The organism is uncultured Aquimarina sp., assembly GCF_947495315.1.
Lineage (GTDB): Bacteria > Bacteroidota > Bacteroidia > Flavobacteriales > Flavobacteriaceae > Aquimarina.
Genome location: NZ_CANLYD010000008.1, coordinates 136650 through 158266, shown reverse-complemented (window position 1 = coordinate 158266; position 21617 = coordinate 136650). Strand labels below are relative to the sequence as shown.

At 34.9% G+C, this 21617-nt stretch carries 24 protein-coding genes; 1 reads left to right on the top strand and 23 read right to left on the bottom strand.

Annotated features, from left to right (window positions below; genetic code table 11):
• Positions 1–297: 297 nt before the first annotated feature.
• The 23 genes from Q0910_RS15525 to Q0910_RS15415 all read right to left on the bottom strand — a co-directional run bounded on the left by Q0910_RS15525 (position 298) and on the right by Q0910_RS15415 (position 20979).
• Positions 298–2454 carry an alpha-ketoacid dehydrogenase subunit alpha/beta gene (locus Q0910_RS15525; RefSeq protein WP_299218398.1) on the bottom strand — a complete coding sequence of 719 codons (2157 nt, stop codon included), beginning with the start codon at positions 2452–2454 and terminating at the stop codon, positions 298–300.
• Positions 2455–2530: 76 nt separating this feature from the next.
• Positions 2531–3604 (bottom strand): branched-chain amino acid aminotransferase, encoded by a 1074-nt coding sequence (locus Q0910_RS15520; protein ID WP_299218396.1) that lies wholly within the window; start codon positions 3602–3604, stop codon positions 2531–2533.
• 142 nt (positions 3605–3746) lie between these two features.
• Complete coding sequence (locus Q0910_RS15515) at positions 3747–5087, bottom strand: dihydrolipoamide acetyltransferase family protein (protein ID WP_299218394.1); 1341 nt, start codon at positions 5085–5087, stop codon at positions 3747–3749.
• 139 nt (positions 5088–5226) lie between these two features.
• Positions 5227–5823 (bottom strand): transferase hexapeptide repeat family protein, encoded by a 597-nt coding sequence (locus Q0910_RS15510; RefSeq protein WP_299218392.1) that lies wholly within the window; start codon positions 5821–5823, stop codon positions 5227–5229.
• 292 nt (positions 5824–6115) lie between these two features.
• Positions 6116–6868: an enoyl-CoA hydratase/isomerase family protein gene (locus Q0910_RS15505; protein ID WP_299218390.1), complete on the bottom strand. Its 753-nt coding sequence runs from the start codon at positions 6866–6868 to the stop codon at positions 6116–6118.
• 17 nt (positions 6869–6885) lie between these two features.
• Positions 6886–9381: a phenylacetic acid degradation bifunctional protein PaaZ gene (gene paaZ / locus Q0910_RS15500; RefSeq protein ID WP_299218387.1), complete on the bottom strand. Its 2496-nt coding sequence runs from the start codon at positions 9379–9381 to the stop codon at positions 6886–6888.
• Positions 9382–9775: 394 nt separating this feature from the next.
• Positions 9776–10984: a 3-oxoadipyl-CoA thiolase gene (locus tag Q0910_RS15495; protein WP_299218385.1), complete on the bottom strand. Its 1209-nt coding sequence runs from the start codon at positions 10982–10984 to the stop codon at positions 9776–9778.
• 60 nt (positions 10985–11044) lie between these two features.
• Complete coding sequence (locus Q0910_RS15490) at positions 11045–11413, bottom strand: four helix bundle protein (RefSeq protein ID WP_299218383.1); 369 nt, start codon at positions 11411–11413, stop codon at positions 11045–11047.
• A 63-nt stretch (positions 11414–11476) separates the two neighbouring features.
• Positions 11477–12025, bottom strand: coding sequence for a hypothetical protein (locus tag Q0910_RS15485; RefSeq protein ID WP_299218381.1), 549 nt, complete (start codon positions 12023–12025; stop codon positions 11477–11479).
• A gap of 30 nt (positions 12026–12055) precedes the next feature.
• A complete protein-coding gene (locus tag Q0910_RS15480; protein WP_299218379.1) occupies positions 12056–12478 on the bottom strand; it encodes a hotdog fold thioesterase in 423 nt (140 codons plus the stop codon).
• Between the two features lie 6 nt (positions 12479–12484).
• A complete protein-coding gene (locus Q0910_RS15475) occupies positions 12485–12868 on the bottom strand; it encodes a four helix bundle protein (protein WP_299218377.1) in 384 nt (127 codons plus the stop codon).
• Between the two features lie 42 nt (positions 12869–12910).
• Positions 12911–14107, bottom strand: coding sequence for a 3-hydroxyacyl-CoA dehydrogenase NAD-binding domain-containing protein (locus tag Q0910_RS15470; protein WP_299218375.1), 1197 nt, complete (start codon positions 14105–14107; stop codon positions 12911–12913).
• Between the two features lie 74 nt (positions 14108–14181).
• Positions 14182–14544 carry a four helix bundle protein gene (locus Q0910_RS15465; protein ID WP_299218372.1) on the bottom strand — a complete coding sequence of 121 codons (363 nt, stop codon included), beginning with the start codon at positions 14542–14544 and terminating at the stop codon, positions 14182–14184.
• A 73-nt stretch (positions 14545–14617) separates the two neighbouring features.
• Positions 14618–15397, bottom strand: coding sequence for an enoyl-CoA hydratase-related protein (locus Q0910_RS15460; protein WP_299218370.1), 780 nt, complete (start codon positions 15395–15397; stop codon positions 14618–14620).
• Between the two features lie 54 nt (positions 15398–15451).
• Positions 15452–15775 carry a VOC family protein gene (locus tag Q0910_RS15455; protein WP_366142669.1) on the bottom strand — a complete coding sequence of 108 codons (324 nt, stop codon included), beginning with the start codon at positions 15773–15775 and terminating at the stop codon, positions 15452–15454.
• Positions 15776–15860: 85 nt separating this feature from the next.
• Positions 15861–16013 (bottom strand): hypothetical protein, encoded by a 153-nt coding sequence (locus Q0910_RS15450; protein ID WP_299218366.1) that lies wholly within the window; start codon positions 16011–16013, stop codon positions 15861–15863.
• Between the two features lie 80 nt (positions 16014–16093).
• On the bottom strand, positions 16094–16648 hold the full coding sequence (paaD, locus tag Q0910_RS15445; protein WP_299218364.1) for a 1,2-phenylacetyl-CoA epoxidase subunit PaaD: 555 nt from the start codon (positions 16646–16648) through the stop codon (positions 16094–16096).
• A gap of 46 nt (positions 16649–16694) precedes the next feature.
• Positions 16695–17450, bottom strand: a complete 756-nt coding sequence (gene paaC / locus Q0910_RS15440) for a 1,2-phenylacetyl-CoA epoxidase subunit PaaC (RefSeq protein ID WP_299218362.1) — start codon at positions 17448–17450, stop codon at positions 16695–16697.
• A 56-nt stretch (positions 17451–17506) separates the two neighbouring features.
• Positions 17507–17857 (bottom strand): four helix bundle protein, encoded by a 351-nt coding sequence (locus Q0910_RS15435; RefSeq protein WP_299218360.1) that lies wholly within the window; start codon positions 17855–17857, stop codon positions 17507–17509.
• Positions 17858–17890: 33 nt separating this feature from the next.
• Positions 17891–18175 carry a 1,2-phenylacetyl-CoA epoxidase subunit PaaB gene (gene paaB, locus Q0910_RS15430; RefSeq protein WP_299218357.1) on the bottom strand — a complete coding sequence of 95 codons (285 nt, stop codon included), beginning with the start codon at positions 18173–18175 and terminating at the stop codon, positions 17891–17893.
• 55 nt (positions 18176–18230) lie between these two features.
• Positions 18231–19187: a 1,2-phenylacetyl-CoA epoxidase subunit PaaA gene (gene paaA / locus Q0910_RS15425; RefSeq protein ID WP_299218355.1), complete on the bottom strand. Its 957-nt coding sequence runs from the start codon at positions 19185–19187 to the stop codon at positions 18231–18233.
• 70 nt (positions 19188–19257) lie between these two features.
• Positions 19258–20331: a 1,2-phenylacetyl-CoA epoxidase subunit PaaE gene (gene paaE / locus Q0910_RS15420; RefSeq protein ID WP_299218353.1), complete on the bottom strand. Its 1074-nt coding sequence runs from the start codon at positions 20329–20331 to the stop codon at positions 19258–19260.
• A gap of 78 nt (positions 20332–20409) precedes the next feature.
• Positions 20410–20979: a TetR/AcrR family transcriptional regulator gene (locus Q0910_RS15415; protein ID WP_299218351.1), complete on the bottom strand. Its 570-nt coding sequence runs from the start codon at positions 20977–20979 to the stop codon at positions 20410–20412.
• A 142-nt stretch (positions 20980–21121) separates the two neighbouring features.
• On the opposite strand from Q0910_RS15415, the gene Q0910_RS15410 reads away from it, so the two are divergent.
• Positions 21122–21550, top strand: coding sequence for an META domain-containing protein (locus Q0910_RS15410; RefSeq protein WP_299218349.1), 429 nt, complete (start codon positions 21122–21124; stop codon positions 21548–21550).
• Positions 21551–21617 lie beyond the last annotated feature (67 nt).

Here is a 21617-nt window from a genome sequence, read left to right as displayed (position 1 = left end):
TCACACAAATCATCTTAATTTAGGGGCTTATTCTAAAATTAAAACTCACTTTTTATAAATGTTTTCATCTTGGGGAGGATGAAAACGCTAACTCATTAACTCTGGTGTAAAGATACAACTATTTTTCATTCTACCAAACTTTTTGTGTATTTTGTCTAAAAAAATTGCTTTTTAACTTAAAAATAGCTTATTTAGCCTATTTTGTAGGTTAAAACTTACAATTTGTTTTTTTGGTTAAAAAATAAACCTCATCTGTTTCATTACAAATGAGGTTTATTATACATTCCATTTATGTTCTTAATACTTCAACAACTCTTCTATCTTCGTTCTTATTTTTTCTGTAGAAGGAATCATGGTTTGTTCTAATGTGCTATTTAGCGGAATCGCAGGCATATTCTCCGAACCAATAGTCATTACCGGTGCATCTAGATAACGGAAACATTCTTCCTGAATTTTTCCTGATAAAGCTCGGGCAAAAGAATTATTAGTTGGTTCCTCTGTTACTACTAAACACTTCTTTGTCTTTTTTACAGACTCCATAATAGTGGTCTCATCTAATGGATATAGGGTACGTAAATCTATAATCTCTACAACATCTTTCAGATCTTTTGTTGCATTCAATGCCCAATGTACTCCCATTCCGTATGTTACTACAGTCATTGTTTCCTTTTCTTCCTGTGGCCATATCTGTTGTACTATATTGGCTTTACCAAAAGGTAATATGTAATCTTCCGATGGTTCGATGGTTCTAGCTGCATCAGTTCCTTTTACTTTGGACCAATACAATCCTTTATGTTCCAAAATAACAACCGGGTTAGGATCATAATACGCAGCTTTCATCAAACCTTTTAGATCAGCTCCATTACTTGGATATGCAATTTTGATTCCTCTTATATTTGTAACAACAGATTCTACTGAAGATGAATGATAAGGTCCGCCACTACCGTATGCTCCAATAGGTACTCTTAATATCATAGATACTGGCCATTTACCATTGGATAGATAACAAGATCTACTTACTTCTGTAAACAATTGATTTAATCCTGGCCATATATAATCTGCAAATTGTACTTCTACAATGGGTTTTAAACCAACGGCAGACATTCCCACTGTCGATCCAACAATAAATGCTTCTTGTATAGGTGTATTAAAAACACGTTCGTCACCAAATTTTTGTGCCAATGTAGCAGCTTCTCTAAACACTCCTCCTAATCGTCCTCCTACGTCCTGACCATATAACAAACATTCTTTATGCTTCCTCATTAATTCTTCTACAGCAAAAAGTGCGCAATCGACCATAACTACCTCCTCTTTATCCGCTGGAGATCGTTCGCCAGTTTCTTCTGTAACCAGTGTTGGAGCAAAATCGTTTGTGAATAAATCCTCTGGTTTAGGATCTTCTGCTTTCATTGCTTCCTGAAGATCTTTCGCAACTATTTCTTTTGCTTCAGCTTCTATGGTTTTTACCTCATCTTCAGTAAAACCGGATTCTAACAGCTGATTTCTTAATACCGGGTATGGATCTCTTGATCGAGCTTCTTCGAGATCATCTCGATACCATTCCATTCGTACTCCTGATGTATGATGGTTTAGTAATGGTACTTTCGCATGAACTAAAATGGGTCTTCTTTCTTCTCTTATAATTCGAATAGCTTCTTGTACTGCCAAATAACTTTCTGTAAAATTGGCTCCATCAATGGTGATGGCATCTAATCCATGAAATCCTGCTGCATACTCATAGGCGCTTTGCGCTCTTGTTTCAGCTTCATTCGCAGAAATATCCCAACCATTATCCTGTACCAAATACAATATTGGCAATTGCTTTAAAGCTGCCATCTGAAATGCTTCTGCAATCTCTCCTTCGGTAACCGAAGCATCACCTAGGGAGCAAACCACCAGTGGTGCAGCCATAGGCTGTTTATTTATCTCACTCTCCGTCATAGACGGTTTTAGTATCCCACTCTCCATCATAGATGGTTTTGGTATCTCGCTCTTATGAGAATCATTATGATCGATACCGATACCAACCAGTTCTTTATACTGCATTCCTAATGCAACTCCAGTAGCGGGAATCGCCTGCATACCTGTGGCAGATGATTGGTGTGGAATTTTTGGTTTGTCATCATCCCTAAGACTCGGATGCGAATAATAGGTTCTTCCTCCAGAAAAAGGATCATTTTTTTTCGCCAACAATTGCAACATTAAGTCATAAGGTTTCATTCCGATCCCTAACAACATCGAATCATCTCTATAATATGGAAAGGCATAATCTTGAGGTAATAATTGCATCGCTACAGCAATCTGAATAGCTTCATGTCCTCTTGATGTTGCATGAACATATTTTGAAACCGTCTTAAAATTTTCTTCATATAGTTCTGTCATACTTTTAGCAGTACAAAGTGTACTAAACGCCTTTTTCAGAACTTCTTTTGCTATTGTTTTTTCAGCTAACATCTCTCTTTAATTTTTGATGTACGATTTATGAGTTACGATTACTCGCAATTCTGAATTCTTAATTCGTAATTAATACTTATCCTACTTTCTCTTCTATTGAAACAGGTATAATCCAATCAAATTTATCTTCTACTTTTTGAGTCTTGATCCCATCTAATGTATTTTTTATATCCTGACTTACAGGATTATTATCAGACAACGTAATTACTTCATCTTTATAACCAATTGCCTCTATCATCGCAATAGCAACTGCTGTTCCTGTACCGAAAGCTTCTTCTAATTTTCCTTCTCCAGCATATGCTATTAACTCATCAATAGTGATCGGACGCTCTTCTACCTCAAAACCTTTATCTTTTAATAAAGAAATGACACTATCTCTTGTAATTCCTTTCAGAATAGAACCATCTGTTGATGGTGTTATGAATTTACCGTCTATTTTGAAAAATATATTCATCGTACCAACTTCCTGAATATATTTATGCTCATTGGCATCTAACCATAATACCTGATCGTATCCTTTGGCTTTCGCTTTTTCAGTAGGAAGAATAGCCGCTGCATAATTTCCTGCTGCTTTTGCTTCTCCAGTACCTCCATCTGCTGCTCTTATGTACTCAGTTTCTGCGTACAATCGGATTTTTTTAGTAAAAAATGGTCCAGCAGGAGAACAGATCACAATGAATTTATAACTCGTCGCTGCTCGCATACCTATGAACGGTTCATCAGCGTACATAAAAGGTCTAAGATATAATGCACTTCCATCTTTTGGTGGAATCCAACCATGTTCTACTCCAACGATTTGTTTTACCGCTTCTACAAAAAGGTAAGTAGGAACTGAAGGCATACCTAATCTAGCCGCACTATGGTTAAAACGCTTTGCATTTTCTTCAGGACGAAAAAGTAATGGGGTATTCTCTTTTCCTACGGTCGCTTTCATTCCTTCAAAAATTGCTTGACCATAATGAAGCGCCATGGCTGCAGGATGCGTTGGGATTAGCTCCAATGGTTCAATTCTAGAATTATTCCATGTTCCATTTTTATATTCACAGATAAACATATGATCTGTAAAAGTTGTTCCTAAAGGAATATTATCAAAATCTATATCCTTTAGTTTTGAGTTTGAGGTTCTCGTAATTTTGATTTGTTGTTCCATTTTGATTTATTTTGGGCGCATCCTGCCAGAGGCAGGTCGGGCTATTCGTTATATCTTTTTTACTTGTTCTCGATACATCCGCCTCCGGCGGACACTCGAACTGACGTAAAAAAGGATGTCACTACTATCCCTTGCGCATTTACTATATTTCTCTATTTATATCAAAAGCTTCTAGTTCATCTCCTACTTTACGTAAGAACGAGCCTCCTAAAAATCCATCTACCACTCGATGATCAAATGACAAGGATAAATACATCATACTTCTGATTGCAATTTCGTCGTCTTTGTTTGTTGTAATTACTTCTGGGCGTTTCTTAATAATCCCCAACGCAAGAATGGCAACTTCAGGTTGGTTAATAATGGGGGTTCCCATTAGACTTCCAAAAGTTCCAACATTAGAAATCGTAAAGGTGCTTCCTCCAATCTCATCTGGTCTTAATGCATTGTTTCTTGCACTATTTGCCAATTGATTTACATTTTTCGCTAAACCTAGTAAGTTCTTTTCATCTGCATTTCTAACTACAGGAACAATTAAGTTTCCACTAGGTAATGCTGTTGCCATACCAACATTAATATCTTTATGAACTATAATTTTTTTACCATCTACAGAAACATTGATCATTGGATATTCCTGAATCGCTTTGGCCACAGCTTCTACAAAAATCGGAGTAAACGTTAATTTCTCTCCATGTTTTTCTAAAAACTCATGCTTTACTTTATTTCTCCAATTGACCATATGGGTAACATCTACTTCTATATAACTTGTTACATGAGGTGATGTATGTTTAGAATACACCATATGATCTGCAATCATGGTTCTCATACGATCCATTTCTACAATACGATCTTTTCCTTCTATATAAGAAATTGGAGGTGCATTATATGATGGTTTTGGAGCAATAGCTTGTGGTCTGCTAGGTAATGGATATTTTCTGTTTTTAAGATACTGCATCACATCACTCTTACGAATACGACCACCATCTCCGGTACCAGCAATACTCTGAACTTCTTCTATGGTCAAGTTTTCTTTTTGAGCTATACTGATTACCAAAGGAGACAAGAAGACATCATTTACTGAGGAAAGCTCCGACTTAAATTGCCCTCTCTGTCCGCTTTTGGCGGACATCCCTGCCTCGCCGGCAGGCAGGTCTCCCAAAGGGAAAGAAACTTGATCACGTTTTTCTTCATCAGAAGAAAGATTTTGTGATTTCTCGGATTTATCTACATTAGATATAGCTCCTGATTCTGCACTAATAATTGCTATTACCTGACCTACTTCAACCACTTCATTAGGTTGAAAAAGTAACTCTGTAATTGTTCCATTACAAGGAGAGGGTACTTCAGAATCTACTTTGTCTGTAGCAACTTCCAAAATAGTTTCATCTTCTTCTACAGTATCACCTACATTCTTTAACCAATTAAGAATGGTTGCTTCGGAAATACTTTCACCCATTTTGGGCATTTTTAATTCTACTCTTGACATTTTTTATAATTATGAATTCAGAATTACGGTTTAACTTTTATAATTATAACCCTACTGTTTTCAACGAACTAATGTTTGTTAGTTATTATTTTTTCTTTAAAAACACCTGTTAGGTTTTGAACACCCTGCAGGAGTATCTTTACTTATTTTTAAACTCCTCTAGTGTTTTATAAAACGCCTCTTGCGTTGACCTATCTTTTGGTAACTCTCTTAATGGTTCTACTTCCTGTAACGACTCGAAGCAATCCGCTGGTAATTGTTGATATAACTTTGTTCCTTTCGTTTTCCAGTTAATCATTTCATCACTAACTTCTTTGATAACTTTTGCTGGATTGCCAATAATCAAACTTCTTTTTGGAAAAACGACATTTGCTTTTACAAAAGACATAGCGCCAACAATACACTCATCTCCAATCTCTGCATCATCCATAATAACCGTATTCATTCCTATAAGGCAATTACGTCCTAAATTAGCTCCATGAATAACGGCACCGTGACCTACGTGGGCACTTTCCTTAAGTACAATAGATTTCCCAGGGAACATATGTACGGTACAATTTTCTTGCACATTTACTCCATCCTCAAGGATAATTTCGCCCCAATCACCACGTATTGCAGCTCCCGGACCTATATAACAGTCCTTTCCGATAATAACATTACCCGTTACTGCGGCTAACGGATGCACGAAACTGCTTTCGTGAACTACTGGTATGTATCCTTTAAAACTGTAAATCATGTTTTGTTTTTTTATTCTTTTCTTTTTTGCATTGCCCAAAAAAGAAACAAAAAAGTCTAGTCTTAAGAAACCTCAGCTAAAAATATCGCTCTCTACGCTAAATTAAATGAAGCCTTACTACTAGTTTGAGCCTCCCATTGATCAATTATATTTTGAAATAATTTATTCTTTCTGACATTTTTCGAATTTAATTTTATGCTTCGTTCACTTCATTTTTTACGTTGAACTTTCTTAGGACACTTTATATATTTCTTGCCATTAATCTTCACTCTCATCTTCTCTATTTTACCTCTTATTTAAACCTTTTCAAGGTTTCTTTCGTAAAATCAGACAATACTAATCGCCCACTGATCACAGCTCTATCTGCTAAGAAAGTATCCCAGTGTTCTGTTCCTTCCCAAAAAGCTTTCTTCATATCTCGCATCGCCTCTGGATTATAGGTGCATAAATTTTCTGCAAATGCTTTAACCTCTTCATCTAGTGTTTCTGTATCTTCAAAAACTTTGGTAAATAGTCCTTTATCTCTTGCCCATTCTGCATCATAAAAGGAATTAGCGTCAATAGCTATCTGTGTCATTGCTGAAAGTCCAATTTTTCTTTCTACAGCAGGTCCTACAACGAAAGGTCCTATCCCTACATTCAATTCGCTTAATTTGATAGCAGCGAATTTTGTAGCCATACAATAATCTGTGGCAGATGCAACTCCAACTCCACCTCCAACTGTTTTACCTTGCACGCGTCCTATAATAAATTTTGGGCATTTACGCATTGCATTAATCACATTAGCAAATCCCGAGAAAAATATTTCACCAGTTTGAGCGTCGTTAATATTGATCAATTCTTTAAAACTGGCTCCAGCGCAAAACGTTCTATCACCTCCACTTTTTAGCACAATAACTTTAATTTCGTCATTATTCCCAGCGTCTGTTATCGTCTGAGCTAACTTTGCCAGAATATCACCTGGTAGGGAGTTATGGGCTGGATGGAAAAACTCTATAGTTCCTACTCCGTTTTCTATTTCTATGTTTACGTATGGTGCTGTCAATTCTTTATTCTTAAATTTTATAATAATCCAAATTGTTCAAGGTGATGATTCAAATGCTTTACGTTTAATAAGTCCCATTCGAACTTATTCATCTCTCCAAACACTACATTTTTTGTTACCGCTTCTGGATTTTCTTTGAAATAAATTTCAAATTCATCCATTGCTTCTAACAACTTAATTTTGGCCATTGCCAAATCTTCATGAACCAACTCTTCTAATACTCCTTCTTTCATTAAAGGGTGCTTATGCCCTTGGGGCATTGGTTTATGATTATAGATCATCTCTTGTACTTTTTCTAAATACTTTTCTGGTGTTGCAATCTCAAAATCCTGAACTTCTCCGCCACCAATTCTTATGGTCTTTTCTAAGTGCTCCACCATATGCTGTGCAGTCATCATTCCCCATTTAGGTCTGATATCTTCTGTTAGCTTTGCTAAATATCTTTCAATATTTGATCGATTTACTTGTACAAATGGTGTTTTCTTTTGTACCATTGTCAAAATTGTAGCGATTGCTGCCAATTCATCATCTTGGTCAAATACTTCTACAAACCATTTTACAATTCCGCTAGGTAATTCTTTACCACGATGATCTCGATCTATTTTTTGTTTACACGTTAATCTCACATAGACAGTATCATTATGATAAATCGGACGTAAGAACCTACATTCTTCTAACCCATAATTGGCTGTTACTGGGCCTTTATTAGGATATACGAACAATCCGGCAGCTGCGGCTAGAATGAAATATCCATGAGCAGTACGTTTTTCGAAAATACTTCCTTCTAACGAGGTGATATCGGTATGGGCATAAAAATGATCCCAAGTCAGGTTACCAAAATTTATAATGTCTGTATCTGTTACTGTTCTCTTATGAGTTTTAAGAGATATTCCTGGTTGGATATCTTCCCAATGATATGCAAAAGGATGTTTATCCGATTCTTTATATTTTGAATTCGCCTGATAGATTCCGGTCACTTCAGTTAAAGTAGTTGGTGTTCCTTGTATGGCACAACGTTGCATATAATGTTTGATGCCACGCATTCCTCCCATTTCTTCTCCGCCGCCTGCTCTTCCTGGTCCTCCGTGAGTAAGCATTGGTAATGGAGAACCATGACCTGTACTTTGTTTTGCGTTTTCTCTATTTCCGACTAAAATACGTCCGTGATGCGATGCTGCTCCTACAACATACTCTTTTGCAATCTGATCATCATAGGTAAATATGGAAGACACCAAAGATCCTTTACCCATTTGTGATAACGTAATGGCGTCATCCAATGTATCATATGGCATAATAGTCGAAACTGGTCCAAAAGCTTCAATCTCATGAACATCAATATTCTGAAACGGATTATCTTGTCTCATCAAAATTGGACTGACAAAAGCTCCTTTTTGAGCATCTGCACCAAGCGTTTCTATTTTATCTAAATCACCATATACAATCTGAGCTGTTTTAGCAATTTCTGAAACATTATTTTTAAAACTTTCTACTTGTTGTTTACTTGCCAATGCTCCCATTCGAACTTCCTTCAATCTTGGATCTCCGATGGTTACTTTATCTAATTGCTTTCCTAAAGCTATTTGTACATCTTCCACCAGTTTTGATGGGACAATAATTCTACGAATCGCTGTACATTTTTGACCAGTTTTCACGGTCATTTCCTTTCGAACTTCTTTTACGAATAAGTCAAACTCTGGAGTTCCCGGTACTGCATCTTCTCCAAGAACACAAGCGTTTAATGAGTCTGCTTCCATAGTAAACGGAACAGATTCTTCTATCAATCTTGGATGTGCTTTTAATATTCTTCCTGTATGTGCAGAACCTGTAAATGTTACTACATCTTGGGATTCTACCGTATCCAAAATATTCTTAGTCATTCCGCTTAAAAGCTGTAAAGAGCCTTCTGGTAAAATCCCTGAATCCACAATTACTCTAACCGCAGCTTCGGTAAGATATGCAGTTTGTGGTGCTGGTAAAACCACTGCTGGCATTCCTGCCATCCAATTTACCGCACATTTTTCCAGCATTCCCCAAATCGGAAAATTAAAGGCATTGATATGAACCGCTACTCCACGCTTTGGCACTAATATGTGATGCGCCATAAATCTTCCACCTCTTGATAAATCAATAGGGTCTCCTTCTACGTGATAGGATTGATTAGGAAATAGTTTACGTAATGATGCATTGGCAAAAAGGTTACCAAATCCACCTTCTATATCAATCCAACTGTCCACGCGAGTAGCACCTGTCCTATAACTTAACTCATAGAACTGTTCTTTTCTTTTGGTAAGATATAGTGCTAATGATTTAAGCATATTTCCTCGCTCCTGAAAAGTCATCTTTCTAAGCACTTCTCCTCCTTTGGTTCTACCGTATTGCAAAACTTCAGGAATATCCAAGCCTTCGGTAGTGGAAGTACCTATAACTTCTCCAGTTACGGCATCGTTCATTATGATTCCTTCACCTGAACCAGTTGTCCATTTTCCGTTTATGTAACTTTCTAATACATTCATATTAAAATATTTCTTTATTATCTAATGATTTCTTTTTTGCATTGCCCAACCCTTCGACTCCGCTCAGGGTGACAACAAAAAAGTCTAGTCTTAAGAAATTTCAACTAAAAATTTCGTTCTGTTCACTAAATTAAATGAAGCCTTATTATTAGTTTGAACTTTCTTTTGATCAATTATGTTTTGAAGCAGCTTATTCATTCTAACATTTTGCGAATTTAATTTTACGTTTTGTTCACTTCATTTTTTCACGTTGAAGTTTCTTAGAACGTTTTTATTCTAACCTTTAAAATTGCTAATAACAATTTATCTTCAGAAACACTATCTTCAATTTCAACTACTTTTATTTTGGATTCCAGCTTCCGCTGGAATGACAAATGATGCATTAAATGGGTCTTTAAAAATTGACGTTCTCAATTACACAAGCATATCCTTGTCCCACCCCTATGCACATAGTTATTAATGCGTATCGTTTGTTTTGTTCTTGTAATTCTACAGCTGCCGAGTATGCAATTCTTGTTCCCGTTACACCTAATGGATGTCCGATAGCAATGGATCCACCATTAGGGTTTATTCTAGGATCATCATCTTTTAATCCCCATTCTCTTATACACGCTAGCGCTTGTGAAGCAAAAGCTTCATTCAATTCTATGACATCAATATCGTTCATAGTGATTCCTGCTTTTTCTAAGGCTTTATTAGAAGCTTGAACAGGACCAATACCCATAATTCTTGGTTCTACCCCAACTACTGCTGAACTTACAATTCTCGCGATCGGTTTTAGATTATATTTTTTAACTGCTTCTTCTGAAGCAATAATAGTTGCCGCTGCTCCGTCATTTAATCCAGATGAATTTCCAGCAGTTACACTACCATCTTTTTTGAATGCTGGACGCAACTTCGCTAAAATCTCTTTACTCGTAGAAGATTTTATAAATTCATCTTTAGAAAATAGAATGGGATCTTTTTTACGCTGTGGTATCTCTACTGTGGTAATTTCTTTTGCTAATCTGCCAGATTCTTGTGCTTTGGTAGCTTTCATCTGACTCCAGTGTGCAAATGCATCCTGATCTTCTCTAGAGATATTATATTTCTCTACCAAATTCTCTGCTGTATTCCCCATTCCATCTGTACCATACAACTCGTGCATCTTTTTGTTTACAAATCTCCATCCAAAACTAGAATCATACATTTTAGAATCATTTCCGAATGCTGAAGATGGTTTTGCTATGACATATGGCCCACGTGTCATATTTTCAACTCCTCCGGAAATAAAAAGATCACCATCGCCTGCTTTTATTGCTCTATTTGCGTGTATGATTGCAGAGAGCCCGGAGCTACATAAACGGTTTACAGTTTCTCCTGGTACTGTAAAGGGAAGTCCAGCTAATAAAGAGCACATTCTAGCTACATTTCGATTATCTTCTCCAGCCTGATTAGCACATCCCATAATTACATCATCATAATCTTCTTTAGGGATATTAGGATGTTTTTCTACTAATTCTTTGATAACTAAAGCTCCCAAATCATCCGTCCTAACAGCAGATAATGTTCCCTTATAACTTCCTATGGGAGTTCGAACTCCATCTATTATATATGCTTCCATTAAATATCAAATTTTGAATACTGAATATTGAAATATTTCTATAACTCAGCATCCTTAAAATTATGTTTTGTTTTTATTTTGTGATGTTCGAATGCTAGAAACGAAAATCGCAATTAGTTCATTATTTTCTTTCAAAAGATTCTCTAGTCTATCTAAATCTCCAATTAAATTTACACCTTTTTGAATCTTTAAATTGACCAAGGATTCTCTTAGTTCTTTTAAGCATAATTTCATTTTATGCAAAAAATCACGTGGAGATTCAGCACTTTGTGCTTCTCCATAATTTAGAGCTGCTGATGTCACTGATCGGATTAATTGCTTAGACAAATGTTGCGAGGCATAATCTCCTTCCAATTCTCGGCATACTACAATAATATCAACGGAAAAACGAATCAAACGATCTTCTAAATCATATTTACTCTTCATCATTATTCATCGTGTGTTTTTTAAAACTTCTTCATTCGTTATTCGTTATTCCTTATTCAATATTCTTTATTTTTTCAATTTTGCCGTAGCAACTGATTTTTCTATTAATGGCAAATATTTAGATTCTTCTTTTTCCATAAAATAAGAAGATATCATTATTGTTTTTTCTCCAGCAGGTAATGCATACATCATCATAATCATTTTATCACCCACCTCATCTATAGTCATCGACTTTTGAACAAGAACTTTTCTACCTTCAAGTTCGGTCTCTTCAATTCCTAAAGAAGTTACTCCATTTTGTTCTACAGATTCGTTCATCATCCTTTCTTTGAATGCGTTATACGGCTGAGGAGCTAACATTTTCATAATACCAGCAGACATATCTTCATTAGCACGATTTGTTCCGTTATCTATTACAAAAACGGTTTCATCCACCTCCATTACTATCTCATCATTAAAAAGATCTCCCAAAGCATTTTGAACTTCCTCTGATATTTCTTCTTTAGTTTCTGTGACAATAGGATCTGTTCCTTCTAATGTTTCTTTTTTTGATTTTGTATCCTTTCCACAGGAAATAATTGATAAAAATAATATTGCTACTAAAAAAGTTCTCATTGGTTTGTGTTAGTTAGTTATATTAAAAAATTATAGCCAGTCTTTATTGGTTCTATATACCACTCCTTTGAATAGCGCTACAATCTGTTCTCCTCTTTTAACCTCAACGATATTAAAACCAATCTTAGTTTTTGCTATATCGGTCACCGCTTCTGCAGTTAAATAATCTCCTTCTTCTAATGCTTCAATATGATTGATAGAAGTTTCTATAGAAACTGCATATTTACCGTGAGTATTTGCAGAAAATCCAAATGCAGTATCAGCCAAGCTATACGAAATTCCTCCATGAGCCTTCCCCATACTATTGAGCATCTCTTTTCTAACTGTCATTCCTACCTTGCATCTTCCTTTTTTTACCTCCAGAACCTCAATACCCAGCCACTGACTAAAAGCGTCTTTGCTAAGCATTTTGACAGGTATGAGGTGTGAGGGAGTAGGTGTGAGGTTTTTCATGTTTTACTATTTCTTACTTTTTATTCTGTCTGAAATTCTATTTCGTAATGTTGTTATCATTTTTGAAAGCTCTGTAAGTATTCTTCTGTTTTCTTCATCTTCTTCTAAAGTTATGTATCTTCTGATTCTAGCTTTAGAACTGCAGGAAACACATTCATGAGCGCTATGCCAAGCATTTCCTAAATAATTATAAAACTGAGGATCAGTTCCTCCAGATCCTTCAGCTATATTGAGAGCTATAGAATCTGCGGCTCTCCTAAACTGAGAACTTAACTCAAATCGTTCCTCTTTTGGAAACTTTTTCGTTGATGTATTCACAATTTCTCCAAACTCCATTGCCTTATTATAAACTGTTAAATTTTCGAATTTAAAATTATATTTAGAATCCATATTTAACTATTGTTTCTCATACCTCAATCCTCATACCTTATCCTATAAGAAAAACTTTTTGTTTTCTTGCTCCATTCTTCTAAGTAATGGACTACAGCGATATCTGTCTTCACGATATTCATTATACAACTTATCTAATTTGTTAACACACCAATCGATTCCTTTTTTATCTGCCCAAGACAGTAATCCTTTTGGATAATTAACTCCTTTGCTCATTGCATTGTCAATATCTTCTGCAGAAGCTATATTCCAAAATAAGGCATCTGCAGCTTCGTTAATTAGCATCACCAACACCCGATTAAAAATATACTGAGAGAGCTCTTCTTTGGATAACTTTTCGGTTCCATCAGAAGTAATAGAACTATCTATATTTTGAGATGTTATTTTACCTTGTTCATCATACTTATAATATCCTTTTCCTGATTTTCTTCCCAAATATCCAGCTTCTGACAACCTTTTTTGTGTAAATGATGGTTTGTATCTAGGGTCGTAATAAAAGGCTTCAAAAACTGTTTCGGTTACCGTATAATTCACATCATTACCTATAAAATCCATCAGTTCAAAAGGTCCCATTCTAAACCCTCCCAATTCCTTCAGGCTAGAATCGATTGTAGCTAAGTCGGCTAATCCTTCTTCATATATGCGCAGTGATTCTCCATAAAATGGTCTTGCAACGCGATTCACTATAAAGCCTGGTGTATCTTTAGCAATTGCTACCACCTTTTTCCAATCTTTTATTATGTCTACGGTTTTATTTTTTACTTGATCAGATGTTTGTACAGCAGGTATAACTTCTACTAACCTCATCAATGGAGCTGGATTAAAGAAATGAATTCCGATACAACGTTCTGGTTTTTTTAAAGAAGATGCTATTGAAGCAATAGATAATGAAGATGTATTAGAAGCTATAATAGTATCCTCAGTAACATAGCTTTCTAATTCTGAAAATACTTTCTTTTTAATTTCTAAATTTTCAATGATCGCCTCAATAGTAAGGTTCGTGTCGCTTAGGTCTTTTAGTGTATTTACATAGGAGATGTTGGTTAGAATTCGATTTTTTTCTACCTCATCTATTCTTCCTTTTTCAATCAAACGAGAAAGAATTTTTTCCAGAGATTTTTTACTTCTATCAAGGGCTTCTTGTTTTGTATCAAAAACTTTTACCTTACAACCAGCAGTAGCTGCTACTTGTGCAATACCGCTGCCCATTGTCCCGGATCCTATTACGCCTACAATCATAATTAATGTCGAATATTAAATGTTAAATACACAATATCGAAGTCTTCAATTTCGTATAACTGAAAAACATTCATTTATTTATTTTTATTTTGCGAAGTTCGAATGCTTGAAACAAAAATCGCAATGAGTTCATTATTTTCTTTTAAAAGTAATTCTAACTTTTCTACATTTTTAATAAGGTGAGCCCCTTTTTGAATTTTCAAATTCACTAAAGACTCCCTAAGTTCTTTTAGACAAATCTTCATTTTATGAAGAAAATCTCTTGACGACTCTGCACTTTGAGCTTCTCCATAATTCAATGCAGAAGATGTCACTGAGCGAATTAATTGTTTTGATAAATGTTGAGAAGCAAAATTTTGTTCTATTTTTCCACAAAGCATAATTATATCGATAGAAAATTGAATTAACCTTTCTTCCAAATCATACTTTCTATTCATTATTATTTCTATTTTTTACTTTCAACCAAATGCTTCTTCATCATTCGATATTCTTTTGTTTGACATTCTTTATTTACTTTCCTTTAAAAACTGGTTTTCTTTTTTCTATAAAAGCATTTACCCCTTCTGCATAATCCTCACTTTCTGCTGCTTCTATCTGTAAATCAGACTCCATTACCAACTGTTGATCTAGATTATTGACCATAGATTGGTTTAGTAACCTCTTAGTCAACCCTAAGGCTTTAGTTGGCATTTGAGCAACTTTGGAAGCTAACTTAAGTACTTCTTCTTCGAACGTTTCGATAGGAAATACTTTGTATAACATTCCTAATTCTTCTGCTTCTTTTGCACTTATCTTGTCTCCTAACATCATCAAAGCAGAAGCTTTTTGAAAACCAATCAATCTTGGCAGAAAAAAAGTCCCCGCACTATCAGGAATCAATCCAATTTTACTAAATGCTTGTATAAAACTTGCTGTTTCTACAGCTACAACTATATCACAAGCTAAAGCAATATTTGCTCCAGCTCCTGCTGCCACACCATTAACTGCTGCTATTATTGGTTTCTCAATATGTCGTATTCTTTTTACTATTGGATTATAATGTTCCTCTAGTATTTTTCTAAAACCGGGATTTAATTCAGGAGAAGTAACTTCCTTAAGATCCTGACCGGCACAAAACGCTTTACCATTACCTGTTAGAATTATCGCTCTAACCTCATCGTTAGTTTCGCAAGCATCTAAAGTATCCTGTAATCTTAGTGCCATTTCTCTATTGAAACTATTAAAAGTTTCCGGACGATTTAGGGTTACTTTGGCAATTCCGTTTTCTATTGTTAATTCTATTGAGTTCAAACTTTAGTCTTTTATAGGCCTCAAAGGTTTTTAAAATCTTTGAGGAACTTTTTATTATGTTAATTTAAATTCTGGATTATATATGATTCCAATAATATTATTCCAAGGATCTTTTACCGAAGCTACCATCAGTTCGCCTCCCACATTAGTAGGTTTTTCGTGTTCTGTAGCTCCTAATTCAATAAGTTTTTGATAGGTTTTATGAATATCATCTACTCCCCAATAGGAAAGTACACTATACGCTTTATCTTTCACAATACCTTCTTCCGGCAAAAGTCCAAGTTCATATCCGCCGATATTGAAACCAACATAAAATGGTTCATCAAAATATTGTTTTGTATCAAAAGCCTTTGCATACCATTCTTTGGCTTTTTCCAAATTACTGACTTTATATATAGTGGTTCTTAGTCCTAGCATTTTTCAAATATTCATTATAAATCTATTTAAAAATAATCTTTTCAATTCATTTTAAAAACCATTCTTTTTCTTTGACCTTCTGTTCATTTTCTTTGCTTGTCCAAAGAAAACGAACCAAAAGAAAAGACACTTTTTCTAAGGTATTTTTGGCTAAAGCCAAAACCGTATTTATTTCCCTAAAATCTTTCCAAGGCTTCAAGATTTTTTAACGGAAAATAAATACTATACTGGTAGAAAAAGATTTAAAAGCTCCGCTTTCAATAATTAGATGACTATTTTTCATTTTAAACATTTAAAATAATCAAAAGGTTCCAGGCAATCTTCACACTGAAATAAAGCTTTGCAAGCTGTAGAACCGAATTGGCTTATCATTTTGGTATTAGTAGATCCACATTGAGGACATTTTACTAACTTCTTATTTCCCAGTAACGCTTCTTTATCCGCTTCTTCTTCTAAAGGTGCAGCTATTCCATATTCTTCTAGTGCTTTTCTACCTCTTGGTGTGATCCAATCCGTAGTCCAGGCCGGAGATAGTACGAGAGACACTTTAGCCTTAATGTTTTCTTGTTTAAAAGCATTGACAATATCGTCGCCGATCACATCCATTGCCGGACATCCACTATATGTTGGTGTTATTGTAATCTCAACAACATCATTAACCATTTGAGCAGATCGTACGACTCCCATATCCATAATAGACAATACTGGAATTTCTGGATCACTAACTTTCTCGAGAATCGAGACTAGTTTAGGGTCAATAGCCCTCACCCCCAGCTCCTCTCCCGAAAGGAGAGGGTAGCTATTTTCAGTTTCTATGTTCTTTTGTTTATTCATATTATCAATTTTAGTCTACACTAAAACATTAATGATTTATGAATGATCACCACTTCATATTAGGGTACGTGCGTTGCATATATTGTAAATCCGAAAGCAAATACCCCATATGCTCACTATGTACTCCTTCTTTTCCTCCTTTTCTGAACCACTTAAGTTCGGGAACTATCAAAGTAGCCTCTTCTAAAACTTCTTTAACAATATGGTAATACTTTTCTTTTAAGAGACTAACATCCACTCCAGCTCCTAACTCAACAACACTTTTATCGTCTTCTGTTAGTTGGAATAACTCATCTGTAAATTTCCAAAGATCATTTACTGCTTCCTGAACTTTTTGGCGACTTACTTCTGTACCATCACCCAATCTTTTAATCCAATCAGAAGAAAAGCGCTGATGATAACTTACCTCTTTAATTGCTTTTTTTGCTATTGCTGAAAGCGTTACATCTTTACTGTTTTGTAGCTCCTGTAATAATAACAAATGGAATACATCGTAAAAAAACTGACGTGTAATCACATATCCAAAATGATTATTTGGTTGTTCTACTAGAAGTACATTTTTATATTGTCTTTCAGTTCTTAGAAAAGCGATATCATCTTCAGTAACATTTTCTCCGGTTAATTGAGCTGCATACTGATAGTAACTACGCGTTTGTCCTAATAGATCTAACGCCATATTAGTACAAGCAATATCGGTTTCCAAATTTGGCCCGTGACCACATAACTCAGAAAGACGCTGTCCTAATATTAAAGCATTGTCAGCAATCCCGTAAATATATTGTATTAGATTTTCTTTTTTCATAGAATGAAATTGAAATTGAAGTTGAAGTTGAAACTATTTATTTTTCAAATTCAAGTTCAATTAATATTTTTAATCCTTGTAACTATTATCCTGATCAATTGATCATTTTCATCTTTTAGTGACCTGAGATCATCTTCTGTTATTAACTTTGCTTTTGTTTGAATATTCAAGTTTCGCAATGATTCCCGTAACTCCTTCAAACAAATTCTCAACTTATTAATTTTATCTTTATTTGTTCCCGCCCCTAAAGCTTCTCCATAATTTAACACTGAAGAACAAGAAGATCTTATCAATTGCTTTGCTAAATATTCTCCTGCAAACGAAAGGGGCTTTTTATCAAACAATAAGATGATTTTAGCTGCAAAATCTTCTAATCTTTCGCTTAAATCAAACTTAGTATTATTCATATTTCGTCTTCATTTTCGATTTCAACTTCTTATTTACATATGTTTTACCTCATCAGGTAATGTATAAAAAGTAGGATGCCTGTATACTTTATCTTGAGCTGGTTCAAATAATTCTCCATTATTTTCTGGATTAGAAGCAGTGATATTTTTAGATTCTACCACCCAAATACTAACTCCTTCGCTTCTGCGGGTGTATACATCTCTTGCATTCTCCAACGCCATTTCTGCATCGGCAGCGCGTATACTTCCGAAGTGGCGATGTTCTAGTCCATTTTTACTTCTAACGAAGACTTCCCAAAGTGGCCAGTTTTTTTTCATATCTTATATATCCCCATAATTGACTCTTTTCAGAAAGAGAAACTGAGGAACTTTTTTAAATTGCTTTCTTAATTTTATTCTCCTGTTGTTTATCTGCGTATGCCATTGCAGCATCACGAACCCATTCACCTTCATTCCAGGCATTTACTCTTGCAGATAATCTTTCTTTATTACAAGGTCCATGACCTTTAACCACCTGCCAGAATTCATCCCAATCAATTTCGCCAAAATCATAATGTTTTGTTTCCTCATTCCATTTCAAATCAGCATCTGGAATAGTTAGCCCAATAAGATCTGCTTGTGGAACTGTTTGATCTATAAATTGTTGACGAAGTTCATCATTAGTCTTACGTTTCAGTTTCCATTTCATTGATTGTTCAGTATGCACAGATTCTGCATCTGTAGGCCCCAACATCATTAAAGATGGCCACCACCAGCGGTTTAATGCATCTTGCGCCATTTCTTTTTGTTCAGGTGTACCCTTTGCCAATTTCATCATAATTTCATATCCCTGACGTTGATGAAAACTTTCTTCTTTGCATACGCGAATCATTGCTCTCGCGTATGGGCCATAAGAAGTACTACAAAGAGGAACTTGATTAATAATCGCTGCTCCATCAACCAACCAACCAATAGCACCAATATCTGCCCAGGTTAACGTGGGGTAATTAAATATACTAGAGTATTTAGCTTTTCCGGTATGTAATTGTTCATAAAGTTCTTCTCTAGAAATACCTAAAGTCTCACAAGCACTATATAGATACAATCCATGTCCAGCTTCATCCTGAACCTTAGCTAATAAAGCTACTTTACGTCTCAAAGACGGTGCTCTGGATATCCAGTTACCTTCTGGAAGCATACCTACTATTTCAGAATGCGCATGCTGTGATATCTGCCTGATATGGGTCTTTCGATACTTTTCAGGCATCCAATCTTTTGGTTCGATTTTTTCATCTCTGGCGATTCTCTGCTCAAAAATTTCTTCAAGGTTTTTTATTTCTTTTTCACTCATAACAACTATACCTTACATTTCCTAACTTTCTTAAAAAGTGTTTAGTCATCAAGGATTTTATTACGTTAAACTAGACATCGAAATCAACTACTACTTTTTCTGTAGTTGGTACAGCTTGACAAGATAGCACTAGCCCTTTTGCGACTTCATCTTCTTCCAGCGCATAATTTATTTTCATCTCTACTTCTCCTTCTACTAGTCTGCATTTACAGGTACTACAAACACCTCCTTTACAAGCAAACGGAAGATCGGCTCCCGCTGCCAATGCGCCATCTAAGATGTTGTCATATTCATCATCCATCCCGAAGTGAAATTCTTTACCACCATCAATGATAGTAACTTCGGTTCCATCAAACTTATGTTCTATAGCTGTCGCAGCTCTTTTTTTATCTTCTTCCGTAACTCCAGAAAAGAATAGTTCATAATGAATTTTATCCTTGGACAATCCAGCTTCAACAAGCTCGTCCCTTATTAAGAAGATCATTTCTTCAGGACCACAAATAAAACATTCATCCACATCAGAAACATCAATAATTTTATCGGTAAGTTCTCTTAACTTTTCCGAAGTAAACCTTCCATTGAGTAATGGAATATCACGATGCTCTTTAGTTAAAAAATAAAATATTTCGAATCTTCCAAAATATGTATTTCTTAAGGCCTCAATCTCTTCTTTAAAGATAATAGATTTAACGGTGCGATTCAAGTAAAATAGCTTGAATGTACTATTAGGTTCTAATGCCAGATGCGTTTTGATTATTGAAAGAATAGGGGTAATCCCGCTTCCTGCAGCAAAGACAATATAATTCTTAGGTTTAGTTGCGTCTACTTCAGTAAAAAAACTTCCGTTAGGTGGTAAAACTTCTAATTCATCTCCAGCTTTTAACACATTACAAGCATAATTAGAGAACAATCCACCATCTATTCTCTTTACAGCCACCTTCCATTGATTATCGATCGGGCTAGAACACAGGGAGTAGTTTCGTCTTACTTCTTCTCCTTCTAGTATGGTTTTTAATGTTAAATACTGACCTTGTTTATATGAAAACTTTTCTTTTAAACTTTGAGGTATATCAAAAGTTATTGAAGTACAATCCTTAGTTTCTTTAAGAATCTCAGCTACTTTTATGGTATGAAAATCACTCATGCAATGGTATACTATATCGTTATAGTATAACAAAACTAACGATTGTTAGTTTTATACACAATTAATTAACTATTAATTTTAAACCACTCCTTGCAGTAGTACAGATATCATATCTTTTTTGAGAATATTGGCATCAATATTTTTTTGTTTCGGATACCATAAATAGAGCGTTCTGAGTGTAGATAATGTAGAAAATACTATAATCTCTATATTATTGGATTTGATCTCATTCATATCCACTCCTTTTTTAACAATTTGTCTGAAATTATCTTCATAATCTTGACGCATTTTCTCAAAATACAAGAGATTGTCCTCTTCTAGATGCATCCAATCATTATTAAGTGAAGCTAAGCCATCGGCATTTCGTAAGGTTACATCGATATGCAGGCTTATTATATTCTCTAATTTTTGAATTGAACTTCTATCGGAACTTACTATTTGATTCATCCCACTAGTAAACTCTTCTGCAAGCTCAATAATAATCGTTGATAAAATCTCTTGTTTAGATTGAATATGGTTGTACAAACTTGCTGCTTTTATACCCATAGCAGTGGCCAAATCCCTCATTGTAACCGCACTATACCCTTTTTCCTTAAATAGAATCGCCGCAGCATTTACTATTTCTTGCTTTCTACTTTCTTGTTTCATAGGCAAATGGGCTTGTGTTTTTGATAAAAAAATAATTTCTAATTAATCTATCGCAACTCAGATTAAAGACTAAAATATAATAAATTTGTTATATTAGAAATAATATACATCGCTTTGATGTTTTACATAACACCAAATCATTATGAAATACTTAGGTTTACTTTTAATTTCTCTCACTTTATTCTGTAATTGTAATAGTACAAATACAGCTACTTCTAAAAACACTGAAGCTAAAAGCCAATCAGAACCGCAAGGCACATATTTAGTTACTTCACTCTATGGGAAAGATGTTTCTGAACATAAACTCACCATCGTTATTAGTTCTGAAAGTAAAACAATGTCAGGGTTTTCTGGATGCAATACCTATTCATGTAACTATACTTCAGAAGGAAAAACTTTTTCTGCTGGTTTTCCTATGGCTTCAAAAAGATATTGCGAAAAAACTGCAGAAATAGAAAAAGAATTTTTTAAAGCCTTATCTGAATTAAAAACCAAAAACTTAAAAGAAACTACTTTAGCTTTCAAAAATGAAAATGAAAAAGAGATCCTTGTAGCAAAAAAGTCTCAATAAAAAAGTAGCTAAAATTAATAATATATATAAAAAGGTTCCTTGAATACTATTCAAGGAACCTTTTTAT

What these genes read in the sequence shown, in the direction of transcription:
- Q0910_RS15525 (WP_299218398.1), bottom strand. Translation starts at nt 2,454, where the DNA reads ATGTTAGCTGAAAAAACAATAGCAAAAGAAGTTCTGAAAAAGGCGTTT.
- Q0910_RS15520 (WP_299218396.1), bottom strand. Translation starts at nt 3,604, where the DNA reads ATGGAACAACAAATCAAAATTACGAGAACCTCAAACTCAAAACTAAAG.
- Q0910_RS15515 (WP_299218394.1), bottom strand. Translation starts at nt 5,087, where the DNA reads ATGTCAAGAGTAGAATTAAAAATGCCCAAAATGGGTGAAAGTATTTCC.
- Q0910_RS15510 (WP_299218392.1), bottom strand. Translation starts at nt 5,823, where the DNA reads ATGATTTACAGTTTTAAAGGATACATACCAGTAGTTCACGAAAGCAGT.
- paaZ (WP_299218387.1), bottom strand. Translation starts at nt 9,381, where the DNA reads ATGAATGTATTAGAAAGTTACATAAACGGAAAATGGACAACTGGTTCA.
- Q0910_RS15495 (WP_299218385.1), bottom strand. Translation starts at nt 10,984, where the DNA reads ATGGAAGCATATATAATAGATGGAGTTCGAACTCCCATAGGAAGTTAT.
- Q0910_RS15490 (WP_299218383.1), bottom strand. Translation starts at nt 11,413, where the DNA reads ATGATGAAGAGTAAATATGATTTAGAAGATCGTTTGATTCGTTTTTCC.
- Q0910_RS15485 (WP_299218381.1), bottom strand. Translation starts at nt 12,025, where the DNA reads ATGAGAACTTTTTTAGTAGCAATATTATTTTTATCAATTATTTCCTGT.
- Q0910_RS15480 (WP_299218379.1), bottom strand. Translation starts at nt 12,478, where the DNA reads ATGAAAAACCTCACACCTACTCCCTCACACCTCATACCTGTCAAAATG.
- Q0910_RS15475 (WP_299218377.1), bottom strand. Translation starts at nt 12,868, where the DNA reads ATGGATTCTAAATATAATTTTAAATTCGAAAATTTAACAGTTTATAAT.
- Q0910_RS15470 (WP_299218375.1), bottom strand. Translation starts at nt 14,107, where the DNA reads ATGATTGTAGGCGTAATAGGATCCGGGACAATGGGCAGCGGTATTGCA.
- Q0910_RS15465 (WP_299218372.1), bottom strand. Translation starts at nt 14,544, where the DNA reads ATGAATAGAAAGTATGATTTGGAAGAAAGGTTAATTCAATTTTCTATC.
- paaD (WP_299218364.1), bottom strand. Translation starts at nt 16,648, where the DNA reads ATGAATAAACAAAAGAACATAGAAACTGAAAATAGCTACCCTCTCCTT.
- paaC (WP_299218362.1), bottom strand. Translation starts at nt 17,450, where the DNA reads ATGAAAAAAGAAAATCTAATACAATATATTTACGGGATTGCTGACAAT.
- Q0910_RS15435 (WP_299218360.1), bottom strand. Translation starts at nt 17,857, where the DNA reads ATGAATAATACTAAGTTTGATTTAAGCGAAAGATTAGAAGATTTTGCA.
- paaB (WP_299218357.1), bottom strand. Translation starts at nt 18,175, where the DNA reads ATGAAAAAAAACTGGCCACTTTGGGAAGTCTTCGTTAGAAGTAAAAAT.
- paaA (WP_299218355.1), bottom strand. Translation starts at nt 19,187, where the DNA reads ATGAGTGAAAAAGAAATAAAAAACCTTGAAGAAATTTTTGAGCAGAGA.
- paaE (WP_299218353.1), bottom strand. Translation starts at nt 20,331, where the DNA reads ATGAGTGATTTTCATACCATAAAAGTAGCTGAGATTCTTAAAGAAACT.
- Q0910_RS15415 (WP_299218351.1), bottom strand. Translation starts at nt 20,979, where the DNA reads ATGAAACAAGAAAGTAGAAAGCAAGAAATAGTAAATGCTGCGGCGATT.
- Q0910_RS15410 (WP_299218349.1), top strand. Translation starts at nt 21,122, where the DNA reads ATGAAATACTTAGGTTTACTTTTAATTTCTCTCACTTTATTCTGTAAT.